This is a genomic window from Lysinibacillus sp. NPDC097868, assembly GCF_044761135.1.
In the GTDB taxonomy this organism is placed as follows: Bacteria; Bacillota; Bacilli; order Bacillales_A; family Planococcaceae; genus Lysinibacillus.
In genome coordinates, this window is sequence record NZ_JBIWBS010000001.1 from 740,419 (window position 1) to 753,833 (window position 13,415).

Consider the following 13,415-nt stretch of genomic DNA (forward strand, 5'->3'; position numbering starts at 1 on the left):
GCAAGAATATGGCATTGGCATTAGAACAAAATGACAAAATTCGCGAAGTTGTTGACGGCAAGCGCGTCATTACAAAAAAACCTGAACTACTTGCCCCTGCAGGTAGCTTAGAAAAACTAAAAGTAGCTGTCCATTATGGTGCAGACGCAGTATTTATTGGCGGTCGTGAATTCGGTCTTCGTTCAAACGCAGATAATTTCTCTATCGATGATATGCGTGAAGGTGTAGATTTCGCTAATAAATACGGAGCAAAAATTTACGTAACAACGAATATTTTCGCTCATAATGAAAATATGGATGGTTTAGAGCAGTACTTGAAGGATATTGAATCTGCAGGAGTTACCGGCATTATTGTAGCGGACCCACTAATTATCGAAACATGTCGTACTGCTGCGCCGAAGCTTGAAATTCATCTTTCTACACAACAATCACTATCCAATTGGAAAGCTGTGCAGTACTGGAAAGAAGAAGGCCTACATCGAGTAGTTTTAGCGCGTGAAGTTGGCGGCGAAGAAATGAAGCTAATGAAAGAAAAAGTCGATATCGAAATTGAAGCATTCGTTCATGGGGCGATGTGTATCGCATATTCGGGTCGTTGTGTACTATCAAATCATATGACAGCGAGAGACTCCAATCGAGGTGGTTGCTGCCAATCTTGTCGTTGGGACTACGACCTATACGAGCTAGAAGACGGTGAGGAAAAGGCACTTTTCGATGATAACCATGCACCATTTGCGATGAGTCCGAAAGATTTAAAGTTAATCGAAGCAATTCCGCATATGATTGAGCTTGGTATTGATTCATTAAAAGTTGAAGGTCGTATGAAGTCAATTCACTATGTGGCTACAGTTGTTTCTGTGTATCGTAAAGTGATTGATGCTTACTGTGCTGATCCAGAGAATTTTAAAATTAAACGTGAATGGCTAGAAGAGTTAGATAAATGTGCAAACCGTGATACAGCTGAGGCATTTTTCCATGATGCACCAGGACACGAGGAGCAAATGTTTGGCGTTCATGGCCGTAAAACAACATACGAATTTGCAGGACTTATTTTAAATCACGACCCAGAGACGAAAATCGTTACAATGCAACAACGTAACTATTTTAAACCCGGTGATGAAGTTGAATTTTTTGGTCCAGAAATCGAAAACTTCCGCATTACGATGGGAGAAATTTGGGATGAGGACGGCAATAGCCTAGATGCGGCACGTCATCCACTACAAATTGTTAAATTTAAATGTGATACCCTGCTTCAACCGCATAACATGATGCGAAAGGAGAATAATTAATGGCAATAAAGCGTCCAGTTGTCATCGGAATCGCTGGTGGTTCATGCTCAGGTAAAACGAGTGTGACACGTGCTATTTATGATGTTTTCCGTGAGCATTCTGTTGTTGTAATTGAGCAAGATTATTACTACAAAGATCAGAGTCATTTAACATTTGAAGAACGTTTAGGAACGAATTATGATCATCCCCTAGCGTTCGATAATGATTTATTAATTGAGCATATTAAAAAATTATTAAAGCGTCAGTCCATCGAGAAGCCTGTATATGATTATGTACACCATACACGTGCCAATGAAGTTATCCATGTTGAGCCAGTAGATGTTATTATACTAGAAGGAATTTTAGTATTAGAGGATGCGGACTTACGTAGTTTAATGGACATAAAATTGTTTGTAGATACGGATTCAGATTTACGTATCATTCGTCGTATTCTGCGAGACATTAAAGAGCGTGGACGTACAACGGATTCCGTTATAGAGCAGTATTTATCTGCGGTGCGTCCAATGCATAATATGTTTATTGAACCAACTAAACGTTATGCTGATATTATTATTCCCGAAGGTGGGGAAAATGGAGTAGCAATTGATTTGATGGTAACGAAAATTAAAACTATTCTTGAAACTGACAACGTATTGTAATAAGATAGAGTGGTATTGACAATATTTACATGAATTTCAAAGCATATTTTTGTAACGCATGCATACTATTAGGTCAAAGCGTATTTTGAAATGAGATTATAAATAATAAAATTCGATTAAATGCACTTTCTAAAGCATTTGGTCGAGTTTTATGTTTTTATATTGATGAAATAAGGAGTGAAGTACTTTGTCAAATGAAAAACAGTACCCAATGACAGCAGAGGGTAAACGAAAATTAGAAGAAGAATTAGTGAAATTAGAAACAGAAACACGTAAAGAAATCGTAGAGCGTATTAAAATCGCACGCGACTTCGGGGACCTTTCTGAAAACGCTGAGTACGATTCAGCAAAAGAAGAACAAGCCTTTTTAGAGGGCCGCATTTCTACATTAAAATCAATGATTCGTAACGCAGTTATTATTTCTGAAGATGAAACAGACAACAGTGTAGTTTCACTTGGGAAAACGGTTACATTCGTTGAAATTATTAACGGTAAACCATCTTCTGATAAAGAATCTTATACAATCGTAGGTTCAGCAGAGGCAGATCCAATGGAATTCAGAATCTCGAACGAATCACCAATTGCAAAAGGCTTACTTGGAAAAGCAGAAGGTGAAGAAGTAGTTGTACAAACACCTGGCGGCGAAATGAAAGTGAAAATTCTTTCAATTAAATAATCACTGATGTACAAGCAGTTAGCTTTTCTTACTAAGAGAAGCTAGCTGTTTTTATTTTGCAAGCGCTGTGGAAATTGATAAAATATTGGCTAGAGAGGGGGAGACTTCATGAGTGAACGAAAAACACGAAGCAGTCGTCATTTGCAGCCATCTCGCAATAAAAAGCTAGATAAAATGTTGAATGTTTTAATTGGTATTGTCATTATACTGATTGTAATAACGGCAACGTATGTGTTTAAATGGCAGGATGACGAACAAGAAACTGTTAAAGAAGACCCAGTTCAGGAGCAAAAGAACGATGAGGGTGAGAAGGAACCTCTGAAAGAGGAAGACGTCGCCGGGAAAGATGAACAGTCTAAAGACGAAGAACAGCCTAAAGAGGAAGAACAACAGCCAGAACAAAATACGGCTGAAGAGACGACGTCAGACGATCCGATTGTTGACCGTGTTGTAACAGATAAAAACTGGAAACCAACGCCTACAACGCAAACAGGAGCGCATGTATCGTCGTATGATGATCAATCTGTCGATTGGGCAGAAAAAATCGCTACCATTACAGCTGTTACAGGTATTACAAATGATAATATGATTGTTTGGCGCTTACAAAATAATGGCGGTGCAAATAAAGCAATTGCAACAGTTTCTACGAAAGATAAGAGTGAAAAGTATCGGATCAGTATGGAATGGATCGATAACGAAGGCTGGCTACCAGTGAAGCTAGAACAGTTGAATACATTAGAAGGTGCCTATTGACGAAAGTTGTTGTTTTGATTATTTTTAAAGATGGTCAAAGAAATAACAGATTCGTTCCTAGCTTTAATGAAAGTGGAACAATCGGTCATAGAAGTGTCTGATGAATATTTTCGATTTTGATTGGATAAAGCTCATCAAAATGCAGATGTAGACTAGGCAGAGACATGATTAGAGATGAAAGAAGAAGGGAAGTAATGGATTCTATGAAAATCGCAGTTATCGGTGCAATGGAAGAGGAAGTAGAGCTGCTACGGGCATCTTTAGAGGATGCTAAAAGTACAACAATTGCTGGCAGTGAGTATACAACAGGGACATATGAAGGAAAAGAAGTAGTTTTATTAAAAAGCGGTATTGGTAAAGTCAATGCAGCAATGTCTACAACAATTTTATTGCATGAATTCAAGCCAGATGTAGTAATTAATACAGGTTCTGCTGGGGGCTACGATGAGGCACTTGAAGTAGGAGCAGTTGTTATTTCTGATGAAGTACGCCATCATGATGTCGATGTGACAATCTTCGGTTATGAAATTGGTCAAATGGCAGGAATGCCTGCTGCTTTCCAATCTGATGCAAAGCTAATGAAAGTAGCTGAAGAGGCTGTAAAAGCAGTAGGTGAACACCAATACGGTATTGGCCTAATTTGCTCAGGTGATGCTTTTATGAATGATCCTGTACGTGTAGAAGCAGTTCGCCAGCATTTTCCACAAATGAAAGCTGTTGAAATGGAAGCGGCAGCGGTTGCGCAAGTGTGCTACCAATTCGGCACACCATTCGTTGTCATTCGTGCATTATCGGATATTGCTGGAAAAGAATCGAACATCAGCTTTGATGAGTTCCTACCAGTGGCTGCTAAGCACTCTACACAAATTGTATTAAAGGCAATTTCGTCTCTATAAATCTACACGAATTAGACAAAATGAACCGTTTAAGAGTGAGAAAAATCACAGTCGTAATTAATCTTCAATGCTACAATGGCATTAATTAATTCTCTTCATAGTTAGAGGGGAGGTATTCATTATGCTATTTTTGACAGCAGGTGTCGTCATTATTACGATGTTAATCGGCACGCTTATTTCGGCGGACCTTACTGAAACGACTCATTAATACTGTATAGAAAGCTCCTTTGCGGCTGTTAAAGCCTAAAGGAGCTTTTTATATGGAACAAGTAACTGCTAATCAAAATAAGCTCTTCGATGTAATTTTCGCAAACAAGTGAGGAATATTCTTGATTGAATTTTTATGAATAACACATTACAATAAATTACTCAATAGACTTTTGATCTCTTTTATAAAATTGATAGAGTTTAATGAGTGCTCGCTTTTCTATGCGAGATACATAACTACGAGAAATGCTCAAGCGGGCAGCAATTTCTTTTTGGGTAAGTGCGTCGTGCTGATTTAATCCATAGCGGAGTGTGACAATTTCAAGCTCTCGTTCATCAAGCATATGCAAATAATGATACAACTGAGCAACATGTTCTTTATGCTCTAACTTTTCTGTTGCACTTTCTTCATCACATTGTAGCAGATCCCGAATTTGCAGCGCATTTCCATCTTTGTCTGTACCGATTGGTTCAAATAGTGATACATCCTTTTGTACCTTTTTCTGTGTCCGTAAGTGCATTAAAATTTCATTTTCAATACAGCGCGCTGCGTACGTAGCAAGGCGCGTCTTTTTATCAGGGGTATAGCTTTCAACGGCTTTCATTAGACCGATTGTACCGATGGAAATATAGTCATCGAGTTGCTCGTGCTTTGGATGGAATTTTTTTACGACATGTGCAACAAGTCGCATATTGCGCTCGATTAAATCAAGACGCGCTTGCTCGTCACCACCTAAAAATCGTTCAATACAAGCAGCTTCCTCTTCTTTAGAAAAGGGTTTATGGAATGTTTGCCCTTTTAAATAACCGAATAACGCAGGAATTTCAAACCATAACTGCAACATAGAAGTAAAAATTCCGCTCATTGAATGATTTCATCCTTTCCCCATTTTTCGACAGTATATGTTAAGAAAAGGCGTTCAATGAAAAAAAGTGCAACAGCAAATGCGCTGTTACACTTTTTTTAACGTGAATGTACTAATCATTAGTAAAGCTAAAATGGGAAGTAGGAAAAGATAAAAAGCTGGGTGGAACGTATTAGACGCAAAATACGTTAATGTTAATAGCGTACCAGCAGCTGTAATCGGTAGTCCTGTGAAATAACCGTTTGCTTCACTAATATTGAAGCGAGCTAATCGCATCGCACCGCAGACGATATAAAGAACGGTCATCATCATGCCCGCGAAACCAAAATCAACTAGGACAACTTCATACATTAATAATGCAGGGGCTACACCAAATGATATAATATCACTCATAGAATCTAATTGCTTACCTAACTCGGATACCTGTCCGAGTGCACGTGCCACTTTCCCATCATAGCGATCGAGAAGAGCAGCAATAAAGATAAACAAGACACTATAGCTATAATATTCATGTAAAGTGGCCATTATGGCCGCGCCACCAAAGGACATATTACTAATTGTTATGAAGTTTGCTGCGTGCGATTTCATTTTCTTAACCGTCGTATCCACCAACTTGTGATAAAAAAACAAGGCGGATCACTCCTTTGCACTTAAGATATTGTACCATTATACTTCGGATGCGAAAAAATTGACAGTCTAATTTAATCGATAGGGGTTTTGCTTTATGAAAGAAAAACTTTACCAACGCTTAATAGAATTAACGAATGGCAAACAATCTTCCCAGCTTTTACAAACTATTGCTAAAGCGAAGTGGAGTAAGCGAATAATTCCAAGCTATATGAAAATATACGATATAAACCTTAAAGAGGTTTCAAAAAAACAACAACAATTTTCAAGTTTACATGATTTTTTTACAAGGGAACTTTTAACGGATGCACGACCAATCGATCAAAATCCTTTCGTTTATACAAGTCCAGTAGATGCAAAAGTGGAATCATTTGGGCGCATTGAATGGGATATGACTTTTCTTGTGAAAGGCAAGCCTTATTCCCTTCAGGATTTACTAGGTAATAAAGATCGCGCTGCACAATATGCCGATGGACATTATATAGTATTTTATTTAAGTCCTGCTGATTATCATCGAATCCATAGCCCAATTGATGGCACAGTATTAAGACAATATACACTTGGACAAACATCTTTCCCTGTCAATCAGCTTGGCCTCACATATGGCAAAAAACCAATTTCTCATAACTATCGTCTTGTAACGGAGTTAAAAGTAGCAAATGACCAGCATGTAGCATTTATTAAAGTTGGTGCTACCTTTGTCAACTCCATTGTGCTGACAAATACAACAGCACATTGGGAAAAAGGTGAGGAAGTCGGTTATTTTTCATTTGGTTCGACAGTGGTCATGCTATTTGAAAAAGATACGATTACATTTACGGACAATGTTGTGCAAGGAAGTCCAATTCGCATGGGTGAAGCCTTTGCAAATATGCTATAATGGTCGAATAATACGTTTAGATTAGGGGTCGCTATTTTGTATAATTTTTTATTACCAGATGAATTTGTGACAAGCATTTTTGAAATTACACCAGAAAAGCTTCAAGAATTAGGCATTAAAGGGATTATTACAGATTTAGATAATACGCTTGTGGAATGGGACCGTGCAGATGCAACGGAAGAGCTTATTATTTGGCTACGTATTATGAAGGAATCGGGTATTCGCGTTATTATCGCGTCGAATAATAAAGAGGCGCGTGTAAAGCATTTTGCTGATCCGCTTAATATTCCATATATTCATAAAGCAAAAAAGCCACTTCGAAATGCCTTTTATAGTGCCGTAATTCAATTAGGATTACGTCCAAATGAAGTAGTAATGGTAGGAGACCAGCTACTAACAGATGTAATGGGTGCCAATCGTTTAGGACTGCATACTATTTTAGTAAAACCAGTTGCACAATCTGATGGGCTCGTAACAAAATTTAATCGTTTCGTTGAGCGTCGTGTGTTCAATGATTTAAAACGAAAAGGAATAATTACTTGGGAGGAAAAAGAATGAACGAAATGCCAAATTGTATTGGCTGCGGTACGACAATTCAAACAGAAGATAAAACAGCAGTAGGGTACGCACCCCCATCATCATTAGAAAAAGACGTGGTTATTTGCCAACGTTGCTTCCGTTTGAAAAATTACAATGAAATTCAACCTGTGTCATTAACAGATGACGACTTTCTACGTATTTTAAATGGTCTTGGAACACAGCAAGGCTTAATCGTGAAAATCGTTGATATTTTTGACTTCAATGGTAGCTGGTTGCCAGGGCTTCATCGCTTTGTTGGCAAAAATCCAGTGCTATTAGTAGCGAATAAAGCTGACTTGCTTCCAAAATCAGTGAAGCCTAAAAAGGTTATCAACTGGCTCAAACGTGAAGCAAAGGCACTTGGCCTACAACCAATTGATGTGCTTTTAGTTAGTGCGCATAAAGGACAAGGGATGACTGAGGCGATGGAAGCGATTGACGAGTATCGCAAAGGCCAAAACGTTTACGTAGTAGGTTGTACAAATGTTGGGAAATCCACGTTTATTAACCGCGTTATTAAGCAAGCTACAGGTGAAGGCGAAGTCATTACAACTTCTCATTTCCCAGGAACTACATTGGATATGATTGAAATTCCACTCGATGATGGTAGTGCATTATATGATACCCCTGGGATTATTAATCACCACCAAATGGCGCATTACATTGATGCGAGTGAATTAAAATATATTATGCCCAAAAAAGAAATTAAGCCGAAAGTGTATCAGCAAAATGCAGGTCAATCGTTATTCATTGGTGCACTAGCGCGTTTTGATTTTATTCAAGGTGAACGTTCGGCATTTACAATTCATGTGGCAAATGATCTGCCAATCCACCGTACGAAATTAGAAAAGGCAGATGCTTTATACGCTGAACATAAGGGCGAATTACTTGCACCACCGACTGCAAACTTTATTGACAAGCTACCTGAATTAATCCGTCATGAGTTTTCAATAAAAGAAGCAAAAACAGATGTCGTCTTTTCTGGGCTTGGTTGGATTACGGTACAGCATGCTAACGTAGTTATTGCTGCTTATGCCCCAAAAGGTGTACAAGTTTCAATTCGTCCATCACTCATTTAGTCATTAGTAAAGAAGAGAAGAGGAACTAGGACATGAAGAAGTGGTTTGCAGTAATTGGTGATCCGATCGAGCATTCAAAATCACCAGCCATGCATAATGTTTGGTTTGAAGAAATGGCGATCGATGCAACATATATTCCAGTACATGTGACACCAAATCAGTTAGAAGCGGCGGTTGCTGGTTTTAAAACATTAGGTGCAAGTGGTTGGAATGTTACTATCCCCCATAAGACAGCAATCATTCCTTATTTAGATGAGTTAGATGAGCTAGCAGAAAAAATGGGTGCGGTAAATACTGTTGTACGTACAAAAGATGGTAAGTTAAAAGGATACAATACAGATGGGCTTGGTTTTGTTCGCTCGTTGGAAGAGGCTGTAGGCAAGTCACATAAAGAAAAGCCAGTGCTTCTTATCGGAGCAGGAGGGGCAGCTCGTGGCATAGCCTTTGCGATGCAACAACAAGGCTATACGAATTTAACGATTGCCAATCGTACAGTTGCCAATGCTCAAGCAATTATCGAGGAACTTGGAACAGGTCGAGCGATTTCATTAGCGCAAGCTGAGGAAACGTTGGCTGACTATGGCATTTTAGTACAAATGACGTCAGCGGGACTTGTTGCGGGTGATTTTTCAATGCCATTTTCACTGAATCGACTAATGAAAGGCGCAATTGTTGCAGATATTGTGTATAATCCATTAATGACGCCTTTTTTACAAGCGGCTGAGGAAAAAGGTGCAACTGTAGTAACTGGTCTTGGCATGTTCGTACATCAAGGTGCGATTGCGTTCCAATACTGGCTCGACGAATATCCAAAAACAAATTCAATGATTGCGCGACTGAAGGCGCAATTAGGAGGACAATAATTTTTATGTTAACAGGTAAACAAAAGCGTTTTTTACGTGCAGAAGCACATCATTTAACACCGATTTTCCAAGTAGGAAAAGGCGGCGTGAATGACGAAATGACAAAGCAAATTCGTGAAGCATTAGAAGTACGTGAGCTAATTAAAGTGCGTATTTTAGATAACTGTGAAGATGACAAGCAAGAAGTGGCAGAAGCTCTTGCAAAAGGTGCACATGCTGAGCTTGTTCAATTAATCGGATTAACAGTTGTTTTATATAAAGAATCACGTAATAACAAAAAAATTGTGTTACCAAAAGTAGCGAAATAAGGTGAAACGATGAAGAAGGTCGGTTTACTTGGAGGTACGTTTAATCCACCACATATCGGACACCTAATGATGGCAAACGAAGTATTTCATGCATTGGAATTAGATGAGGTACGTTTTTTGCCGAATGCATTACCACCTCATAAACAAGCTCCTCATGATGCGAGTGATGCGAAACGATTAGAAATGGTTGAGCGTGCTATTCAACCATATTCGCATTTTCGTGTGGAGTCGTATGAGGTTGATAAAGGAGGCGTATCCTATTCATATAACACACTTGCTGCATTATGTGAAAGAGAGCCGACTGTAAAATTTTACTTTATCATTGGTGGGGATATGATTGATTCACTCCATACGTGGTATCGTATTGATGAGCTAGTGAAGCTCGTTCAATTTGTCGGCGTAAAGCGTCCAAGTACTGAGGCGCGTACGGAGTATCCTGTCTTGATGGTGGAAGTACCGCAAATCGATTTATCGTCTACACTGATTCGTGAACGCCTTGCCACTGGTAGAACGGTAACCTTTTTACTGCCAGAAGCGGTAGAGACGTTTATACGAGAGGAAGGTCTTTATGGAACGCGAACAATATTTAGCAGCGATTAAACCACGTATGCCTGAAAAGCGTTATATCCATACACTAGGTGTAATGGAAACAGCCATCGCGTTAGCAAAAATCTATGGTGAGAACGAGAAGAAAGCTGAAACAGCAGCCATTCTCCATGACATTGCAAAGTATGCAGAGGTCGAATGGATGGAGCGCATCGTTCAAGACGAAAAATTAGATCAACAACTGATTGGCTGGGGCAATGAATTGCTACATGGTCCAGTTGGGGCATATATTGCTGAAAGTGAATTCGGCATTACGGATGAAGATATATTAAATGCTATCCGTTTTCATACGACAGGACGTGTAGCTATGAGTCGTTTAGAAAAAATACTTTTTGTCGCAGATATGATTGAACCGAATCGAAAGTTTGAAGGTGTTGAACGCCTGCGAAAAAAAGCTCAAAAAAATTTGGATAAGGCAATGAGTGCCTGTATACGCCATACATTAGCGTTTTTAATTGATACAAAGCAGGCAATTTACCCATTATCTATAGCATGTTATAACGATATGATGAAAAGAGAGGAAAGTGAAGGATGACTTCAACTTTATTACAAGCAGCTTACAAAGCAATCGACGACAAACATGGTGAGGATATTGTCGTTTTAAATATGCAAGGTATTTCACTATTAGCAGATTACTTCATCATTGCACACGGGAACTCAGATCGCCAAGTACAAGCGATTGCACGTGAATTACAAGATGTAGCAGTCAAAGAGGGACATGAAATTCGTCGCGTGGAAGGCTTCGATGGCGCACGATGGATTTTAGTAGACCTTGGTGATGTTGTAGCACACGTATTCCACAAGGATGAGCGTGCTTACTATAACTTAGAGCGTCTATGGGGCGATGCACCACAATTAGACGTACCAGAGGCGTAAGTGAGTAGCTACGAACGGTTTGCTCATGTATACGATGAGCTCCAAACTGATATTCCATATAGTAGCTATGTGGAATGGATTGAGCAATATGCACCGAGCAAACACTTCCCGAGGCTTTTAGATATTGGCTGTGGCACCGGTGTTCTTGGCCTTATGTTAGCCAATGCTGGCTATAGTGTAAGTGGCATCGATTTATCAGACGATATGCTCGCTGTAGCGGCAGAGCGTTTTACAGAGGCGGGTCTACAAGTACCGCTATTCTGTATGTCGATGCATGAATTAGATGGCTTTGAGGCACTAGATGTTGTAACAATTGCAATTGATTCGCTTAACTATGTTGTGGAACAAGCAGATGTTTATTCGACGCTAGAACGTATTTTCCATGCTTTACGTGAAGGTGGGCAACTGTTTTTTGATGTCCATTCATTATTTAAAATGGAGGAGATTTTTTTAGACGGACCATTTACGTATGATGATGGAGATATTAGCTATGTATGGCATACAGAGCCTGGCGAGTATGAACATTCTGTTGTTCATCAAATGACGTTTTATGTACGAGATGCAGCGAGTAATTTGTACGAACGTTTTGATGAGGAGCATTTCCAGCGCACATTCCCAATTGAGCAATATATGACATGGCTTCGTGAAATTGGCTTTACAGATGTAGAAGTTACAGCAGATTTTACAGATGAAGCACCTGAATACGAAAGCGAACGCATTTTTATTCGTGCAGTGAAATAAAAAAAGCAAAAGTGACTCAAAAAAGTTCGGTATTATACCGAACTTTTTTTTACTTAAATATAACTTTTTGGAAACGTAGCGCAGGAACAATTCACTTTTTGATATATAGCATCAATCCACTTTTCAACACGAGAATGATAGTATATGATGAGATTGACTCCATATGATTGCCTTTTGCATAGAAAGGATGGTTTGTATGATCCAATCTTTATGGCAAAAGTATAGAAAAAGTATGTTGCTCCCTAGCATACTTGTAATCTGTGGACTTTGTTACTTCTTTTTTTCGAGTTTTGACTCTTCACCTCCCCAAGAAGAGCTCATCGAAACAATCCAACTTACAGAACAATCAGCATTAACAGAACCTGCAGAAGAAGCGGTCTTACAGCAGGTGTTTATTGATATAAAGGGCGCTGTATTGCATCCAGGTGTTTATGAGCTAAATCCTGAACAACGAATTATCGACGCTATACAGCTTGCTGGAGGTTATAGTGAAGATGCGGATACTCGACTTATTAATCATGCCCAAAAGGTACAAGATGAAATGGTTATTTATATACCTGTAAAAGGTGAGCAGCTTGATGAAGCGATGGTCAGCTTTAATAATGCCACCTTTGCTGCAGGAAGCCAAACGTCAACGAATGATAAGGTGAATGTCAACAAGGCAGATAATACGGAACTGACAACATTAGCAGGTATTGGCCCGTCAAAGGCACAAAGCATTATTGCGTATCGTGAGGAAAACGGAGGCTTTCAAACAATAGAGGATATAAAAAAAGTGACTGGTATCGGCGAAAAAACATTTGAAATGCTTAAAGATTCAATTACTGTCAACTAATTGGTTAATATAGTGTGAAGTTGACGACTCTTTTCGAAAAGGGCTACACTATAGTAGAAAAGTGACTGGGACAGTGATGCACAGTCCATAAACATGATAATAAATTTTGGAGGTAGTCATATGGAGCGTATTACTTGGGATCAATTTTTCATGGCACAAAGCCATTTACTCGCGTTACGTAGTACTTGTACAAGACTGGCAGTCGGAGCGACGGTCGTACGTGATAAGCGTATTATAGCAGGAGGATATAACGGTTCGATTACAGGTGATGAACATTGTATTGAGGAAGGTTGCTATGTCGTTGATAATCATTGTGTACGTACAGTGCATGCAGAGATGAATGCACTCCTACAATGCGCAAAATACGGAACGCCGACAAAAGGAGCAGACCTTTATGTTACACATTTCCCTTGTCTACCATGTACAAAATCAATTATTCAAGCAGGAATTGAACGAGTCTATTATGCAACGGACTATAAAAACAATTCATATGCGCAAGAATTATTTGAAAAAGCAGGTGTAGAGGTATTGCATGTACCTTTTGAGGAACGCAAAATTGACTTTTTAAGAAATGAAAAATTGGCTTTGTACATAGATATGCTTAATGAGTTACGTGAAAGTGGTGTGCCTGCTGAAAAATTACTCCCTTATGAACAGAAGGTGAGTGCATTATTTGGCAAAATACAATAAAGCATA

The 13,415-nt window shown here is 39.0% G+C and carries 18 protein-coding genes; 16 read left to right on the forward strand and 2 right to left on the reverse strand.

The features are described from left to right. Positions 1 to 8: 8 nt before the first annotated feature. From ACIQXJ_RS03435 to mtnN, 5 genes are all read left to right on the forward strand, one after another. Positions 9 to 1,289, forward strand: coding sequence for a peptidase U32 family protein (locus ACIQXJ_RS03435; RefSeq protein ID WP_403049657.1), 1,281 nt, complete (start codon positions 9 to 11; stop codon positions 1,287 to 1,289). Beyond that, positions 1,289 to 1,927 (forward strand): uridine kinase, encoded by a 639-nt coding sequence (udk, locus tag ACIQXJ_RS03440; protein WP_403049660.1) that lies wholly within the window; start codon positions 1,289 to 1,291, stop codon positions 1,925 to 1,927. Before ACIQXJ_RS03435 ends, udk begins: the two co-directional genes overlap by 1 nt. A gap of 187 nt (positions 1,928 to 2,114) precedes the next feature. Beyond that, positions 2,115 to 2,603 carry a transcription elongation factor GreA gene (gene greA, locus ACIQXJ_RS03445; RefSeq protein WP_401009201.1) on the forward strand — a complete coding sequence of 163 codons (489 nt, stop codon included), beginning with the start codon at positions 2,115 to 2,117 and terminating at the stop codon, positions 2,601 to 2,603. 108 nt (positions 2,604 to 2,711) lie between these two features. Further along, positions 2,712 to 3,356, forward strand: a complete 645-nt coding sequence (locus ACIQXJ_RS03450) for a YrrS family protein (protein WP_403049663.1) — start codon at positions 2,712 to 2,714, stop codon at positions 3,354 to 3,356. A 203-nt stretch (positions 3,357 to 3,559) separates the two neighbouring features. Next, positions 3,560 to 4,252: a 5'-methylthioadenosine/S-adenosylhomocysteine nucleosidase gene (gene mtnN / locus ACIQXJ_RS03455; protein ID WP_401009199.1), complete on the forward strand. Its 693-nt coding sequence runs from the start codon at positions 3,560 to 3,562 to the stop codon at positions 4,250 to 4,252. 365 nt (positions 4,253 to 4,617) lie between these two features. On the opposite strand, the gene sigK is transcribed toward mtnN, so the two are convergent. Together sigK and pssA are read right to left on the reverse strand one after the other, a co-directional pair. Beyond that, positions 4,618 to 5,325, reverse strand: coding sequence for an RNA polymerase sporulation sigma factor SigK (gene sigK, locus ACIQXJ_RS03460; protein WP_340823529.1), 708 nt, complete (start codon positions 5,323 to 5,325; stop codon positions 4,618 to 4,620). Between the two features lie 87 nt (positions 5,326 to 5,412). Continuing rightward, positions 5,413 to 5,913 carry a CDP-diacylglycerol--serine O-phosphatidyltransferase gene (pssA, locus tag ACIQXJ_RS03465; RefSeq protein WP_173477657.1) on the reverse strand — a complete coding sequence of 167 codons (501 nt, stop codon included), beginning with the start codon at positions 5,911 to 5,913 and terminating at the stop codon, positions 5,413 to 5,415. A gap of 136 nt (positions 5,914 to 6,049) precedes the next feature. On the opposite strand from pssA, the gene ACIQXJ_RS03470 reads away from it, so the two are divergent. The 11 genes from ACIQXJ_RS03470 (at position 6,050) to ACIQXJ_RS03520 (ending at position 13,409) form a co-directional block, all read left to right on the forward strand. After that, on the forward strand, positions 6,050 to 6,832 hold the full coding sequence (locus ACIQXJ_RS03470; protein ID WP_403049666.1) for a phosphatidylserine decarboxylase: 783 nt from the start codon (positions 6,050 to 6,052) through the stop codon (positions 6,830 to 6,832). A gap of 36 nt (positions 6,833 to 6,868) precedes the next feature. Continuing rightward, complete coding sequence (locus ACIQXJ_RS03475) at positions 6,869 to 7,390, forward strand: YqeG family HAD IIIA-type phosphatase (RefSeq protein ID WP_172772137.1); 522 nt, start codon at positions 6,869 to 6,871, stop codon at positions 7,388 to 7,390. Then, positions 7,387 to 8,490: a ribosome biogenesis GTPase YqeH gene (gene yqeH / locus ACIQXJ_RS03480; RefSeq protein ID WP_403049669.1), complete on the forward strand. Its 1,104-nt coding sequence runs from the start codon at positions 7,387 to 7,389 to the stop codon at positions 8,488 to 8,490. Before ACIQXJ_RS03475 ends, yqeH begins: the two co-directional genes overlap by 4 nt. Before the next feature lie 32 nt (positions 8,491 to 8,522). Continuing rightward, positions 8,523 to 9,353 carry a shikimate dehydrogenase gene (gene aroE / locus ACIQXJ_RS03485; RefSeq protein ID WP_403049672.1) on the forward strand — a complete coding sequence of 277 codons (831 nt, stop codon included), beginning with the start codon at positions 8,523 to 8,525 and terminating at the stop codon, positions 9,351 to 9,353. Between the two features lie 5 nt (positions 9,354 to 9,358). Further along, positions 9,359 to 9,661, forward strand: a complete 303-nt coding sequence (yhbY, locus tag ACIQXJ_RS03490) for a ribosome assembly RNA-binding protein YhbY (RefSeq protein WP_139860444.1) — start codon at positions 9,359 to 9,361, stop codon at positions 9,659 to 9,661. A 9-nt stretch (positions 9,662 to 9,670) separates the two neighbouring features. Next, positions 9,671 to 10,261, forward strand: a complete 591-nt coding sequence (locus ACIQXJ_RS03495; RefSeq protein ID WP_403049675.1) for a nicotinate-nucleotide adenylyltransferase — start codon at positions 9,671 to 9,673, stop codon at positions 10,259 to 10,261. Further along, positions 10,230 to 10,802: a bis(5'-nucleosyl)-tetraphosphatase (symmetrical) YqeK gene (gene yqeK / locus ACIQXJ_RS03500; protein ID WP_403049678.1), complete on the forward strand. Its 573-nt coding sequence runs from the start codon at positions 10,230 to 10,232 to the stop codon at positions 10,800 to 10,802. The genes ACIQXJ_RS03495 and yqeK overlap by 32 nt, the downstream gene beginning before the upstream one ends. Beyond that, complete coding sequence (gene rsfS / locus ACIQXJ_RS03505; RefSeq protein WP_340823538.1) at positions 10,799 to 11,143, forward strand: ribosome silencing factor; 345 nt, start codon at positions 10,799 to 10,801, stop codon at positions 11,141 to 11,143. Before yqeK ends, rsfS begins: the two co-directional genes overlap by 4 nt. Continuing rightward, entirely contained in the window at positions 11,144 to 11,884 is a 741-nt protein-coding gene (locus tag ACIQXJ_RS03510) for a class I SAM-dependent DNA methyltransferase (protein WP_403049680.1), read from the forward strand. 196 nt (positions 11,885 to 12,080) lie between these two features. Then, positions 12,081 to 12,719 carry a helix-hairpin-helix domain-containing protein gene (locus ACIQXJ_RS03515; protein ID WP_403049683.1) on the forward strand — a complete coding sequence of 213 codons (639 nt, stop codon included), beginning with the start codon at positions 12,081 to 12,083 and terminating at the stop codon, positions 12,717 to 12,719. A 120-nt stretch (positions 12,720 to 12,839) separates the two neighbouring features. Then, positions 12,840 to 13,409 (forward strand): ComE operon protein 2, encoded by a 570-nt coding sequence (locus ACIQXJ_RS03520; protein ID WP_403049686.1) that lies wholly within the window; start codon positions 12,840 to 12,842, stop codon positions 13,407 to 13,409. Positions 13,410 to 13,415: the final 6 nt, after the last annotated feature.

What these genes read in the sequence shown, in the direction of transcription:
- udk (WP_403049660.1), top strand. Translation starts at nt 1,289, where the DNA reads ATGGCAATAAAGCGTCCAGTTGTCATCGGAATCGCTGGTGGTTCATGC.
- yqeH (WP_403049669.1), top strand. Translation starts at nt 7,387, where the DNA reads ATGAACGAAATGCCAAATTGTATTGGCTGCGGTACGACAATTCAAACA.
- sigK (WP_340823529.1), bottom strand. Translation starts at nt 5,325, where the DNA reads ATGAGCGGAATTTTTACTTCTATGTTGCAGTTATGGTTTGAAATTCCT.
- ACIQXJ_RS03495 (WP_403049675.1), top strand. Translation starts at nt 9,671, where the DNA reads ATGAAGAAGGTCGGTTTACTTGGAGGTACGTTTAATCCACCACATATC.
- ACIQXJ_RS03450 (WP_403049663.1), top strand. Translation starts at nt 2,712, where the DNA reads ATGAGTGAACGAAAAACACGAAGCAGTCGTCATTTGCAGCCATCTCGC.
- yhbY (WP_139860444.1), top strand. Translation starts at nt 9,359, where the DNA reads ATGTTAACAGGTAAACAAAAGCGTTTTTTACGTGCAGAAGCACATCAT.
- ACIQXJ_RS03470 (WP_403049666.1), top strand. Translation starts at nt 6,050, where the DNA reads ATGAAAGAAAAACTTTACCAACGCTTAATAGAATTAACGAATGGCAAA.
- mtnN (WP_401009199.1), top strand. Translation starts at nt 3,560, where the DNA reads ATGAAAATCGCAGTTATCGGTGCAATGGAAGAGGAAGTAGAGCTGCTA.
- rsfS (WP_340823538.1), top strand. Translation starts at nt 10,799, where the DNA reads ATGACTTCAACTTTATTACAAGCAGCTTACAAAGCAATCGACGACAAA.
- aroE (WP_403049672.1), top strand. Translation starts at nt 8,523, where the DNA reads ATGAAGAAGTGGTTTGCAGTAATTGGTGATCCGATCGAGCATTCAAAA.
- yqeK (WP_403049678.1), top strand. Translation starts at nt 10,230, where the DNA reads ATGGAACGCGAACAATATTTAGCAGCGATTAAACCACGTATGCCTGAA.
- ACIQXJ_RS03520 (WP_403049686.1), top strand. Translation starts at nt 12,840, where the DNA reads ATGGAGCGTATTACTTGGGATCAATTTTTCATGGCACAAAGCCATTTA.
- ACIQXJ_RS03515 (WP_403049683.1), top strand. Translation starts at nt 12,081, where the DNA reads ATGATCCAATCTTTATGGCAAAAGTATAGAAAAAGTATGTTGCTCCCT.
- ACIQXJ_RS03435 (WP_403049657.1), top strand. Translation starts at nt 9, where the DNA reads ATGGCATTGGCATTAGAACAAAATGACAAAATTCGCGAAGTTGTTGAC.
- pssA (WP_173477657.1), bottom strand. Translation starts at nt 5,913, where the DNA reads ATGAAATCGCACGCAGCAAACTTCATAACAATTAGTAATATGTCCTTT.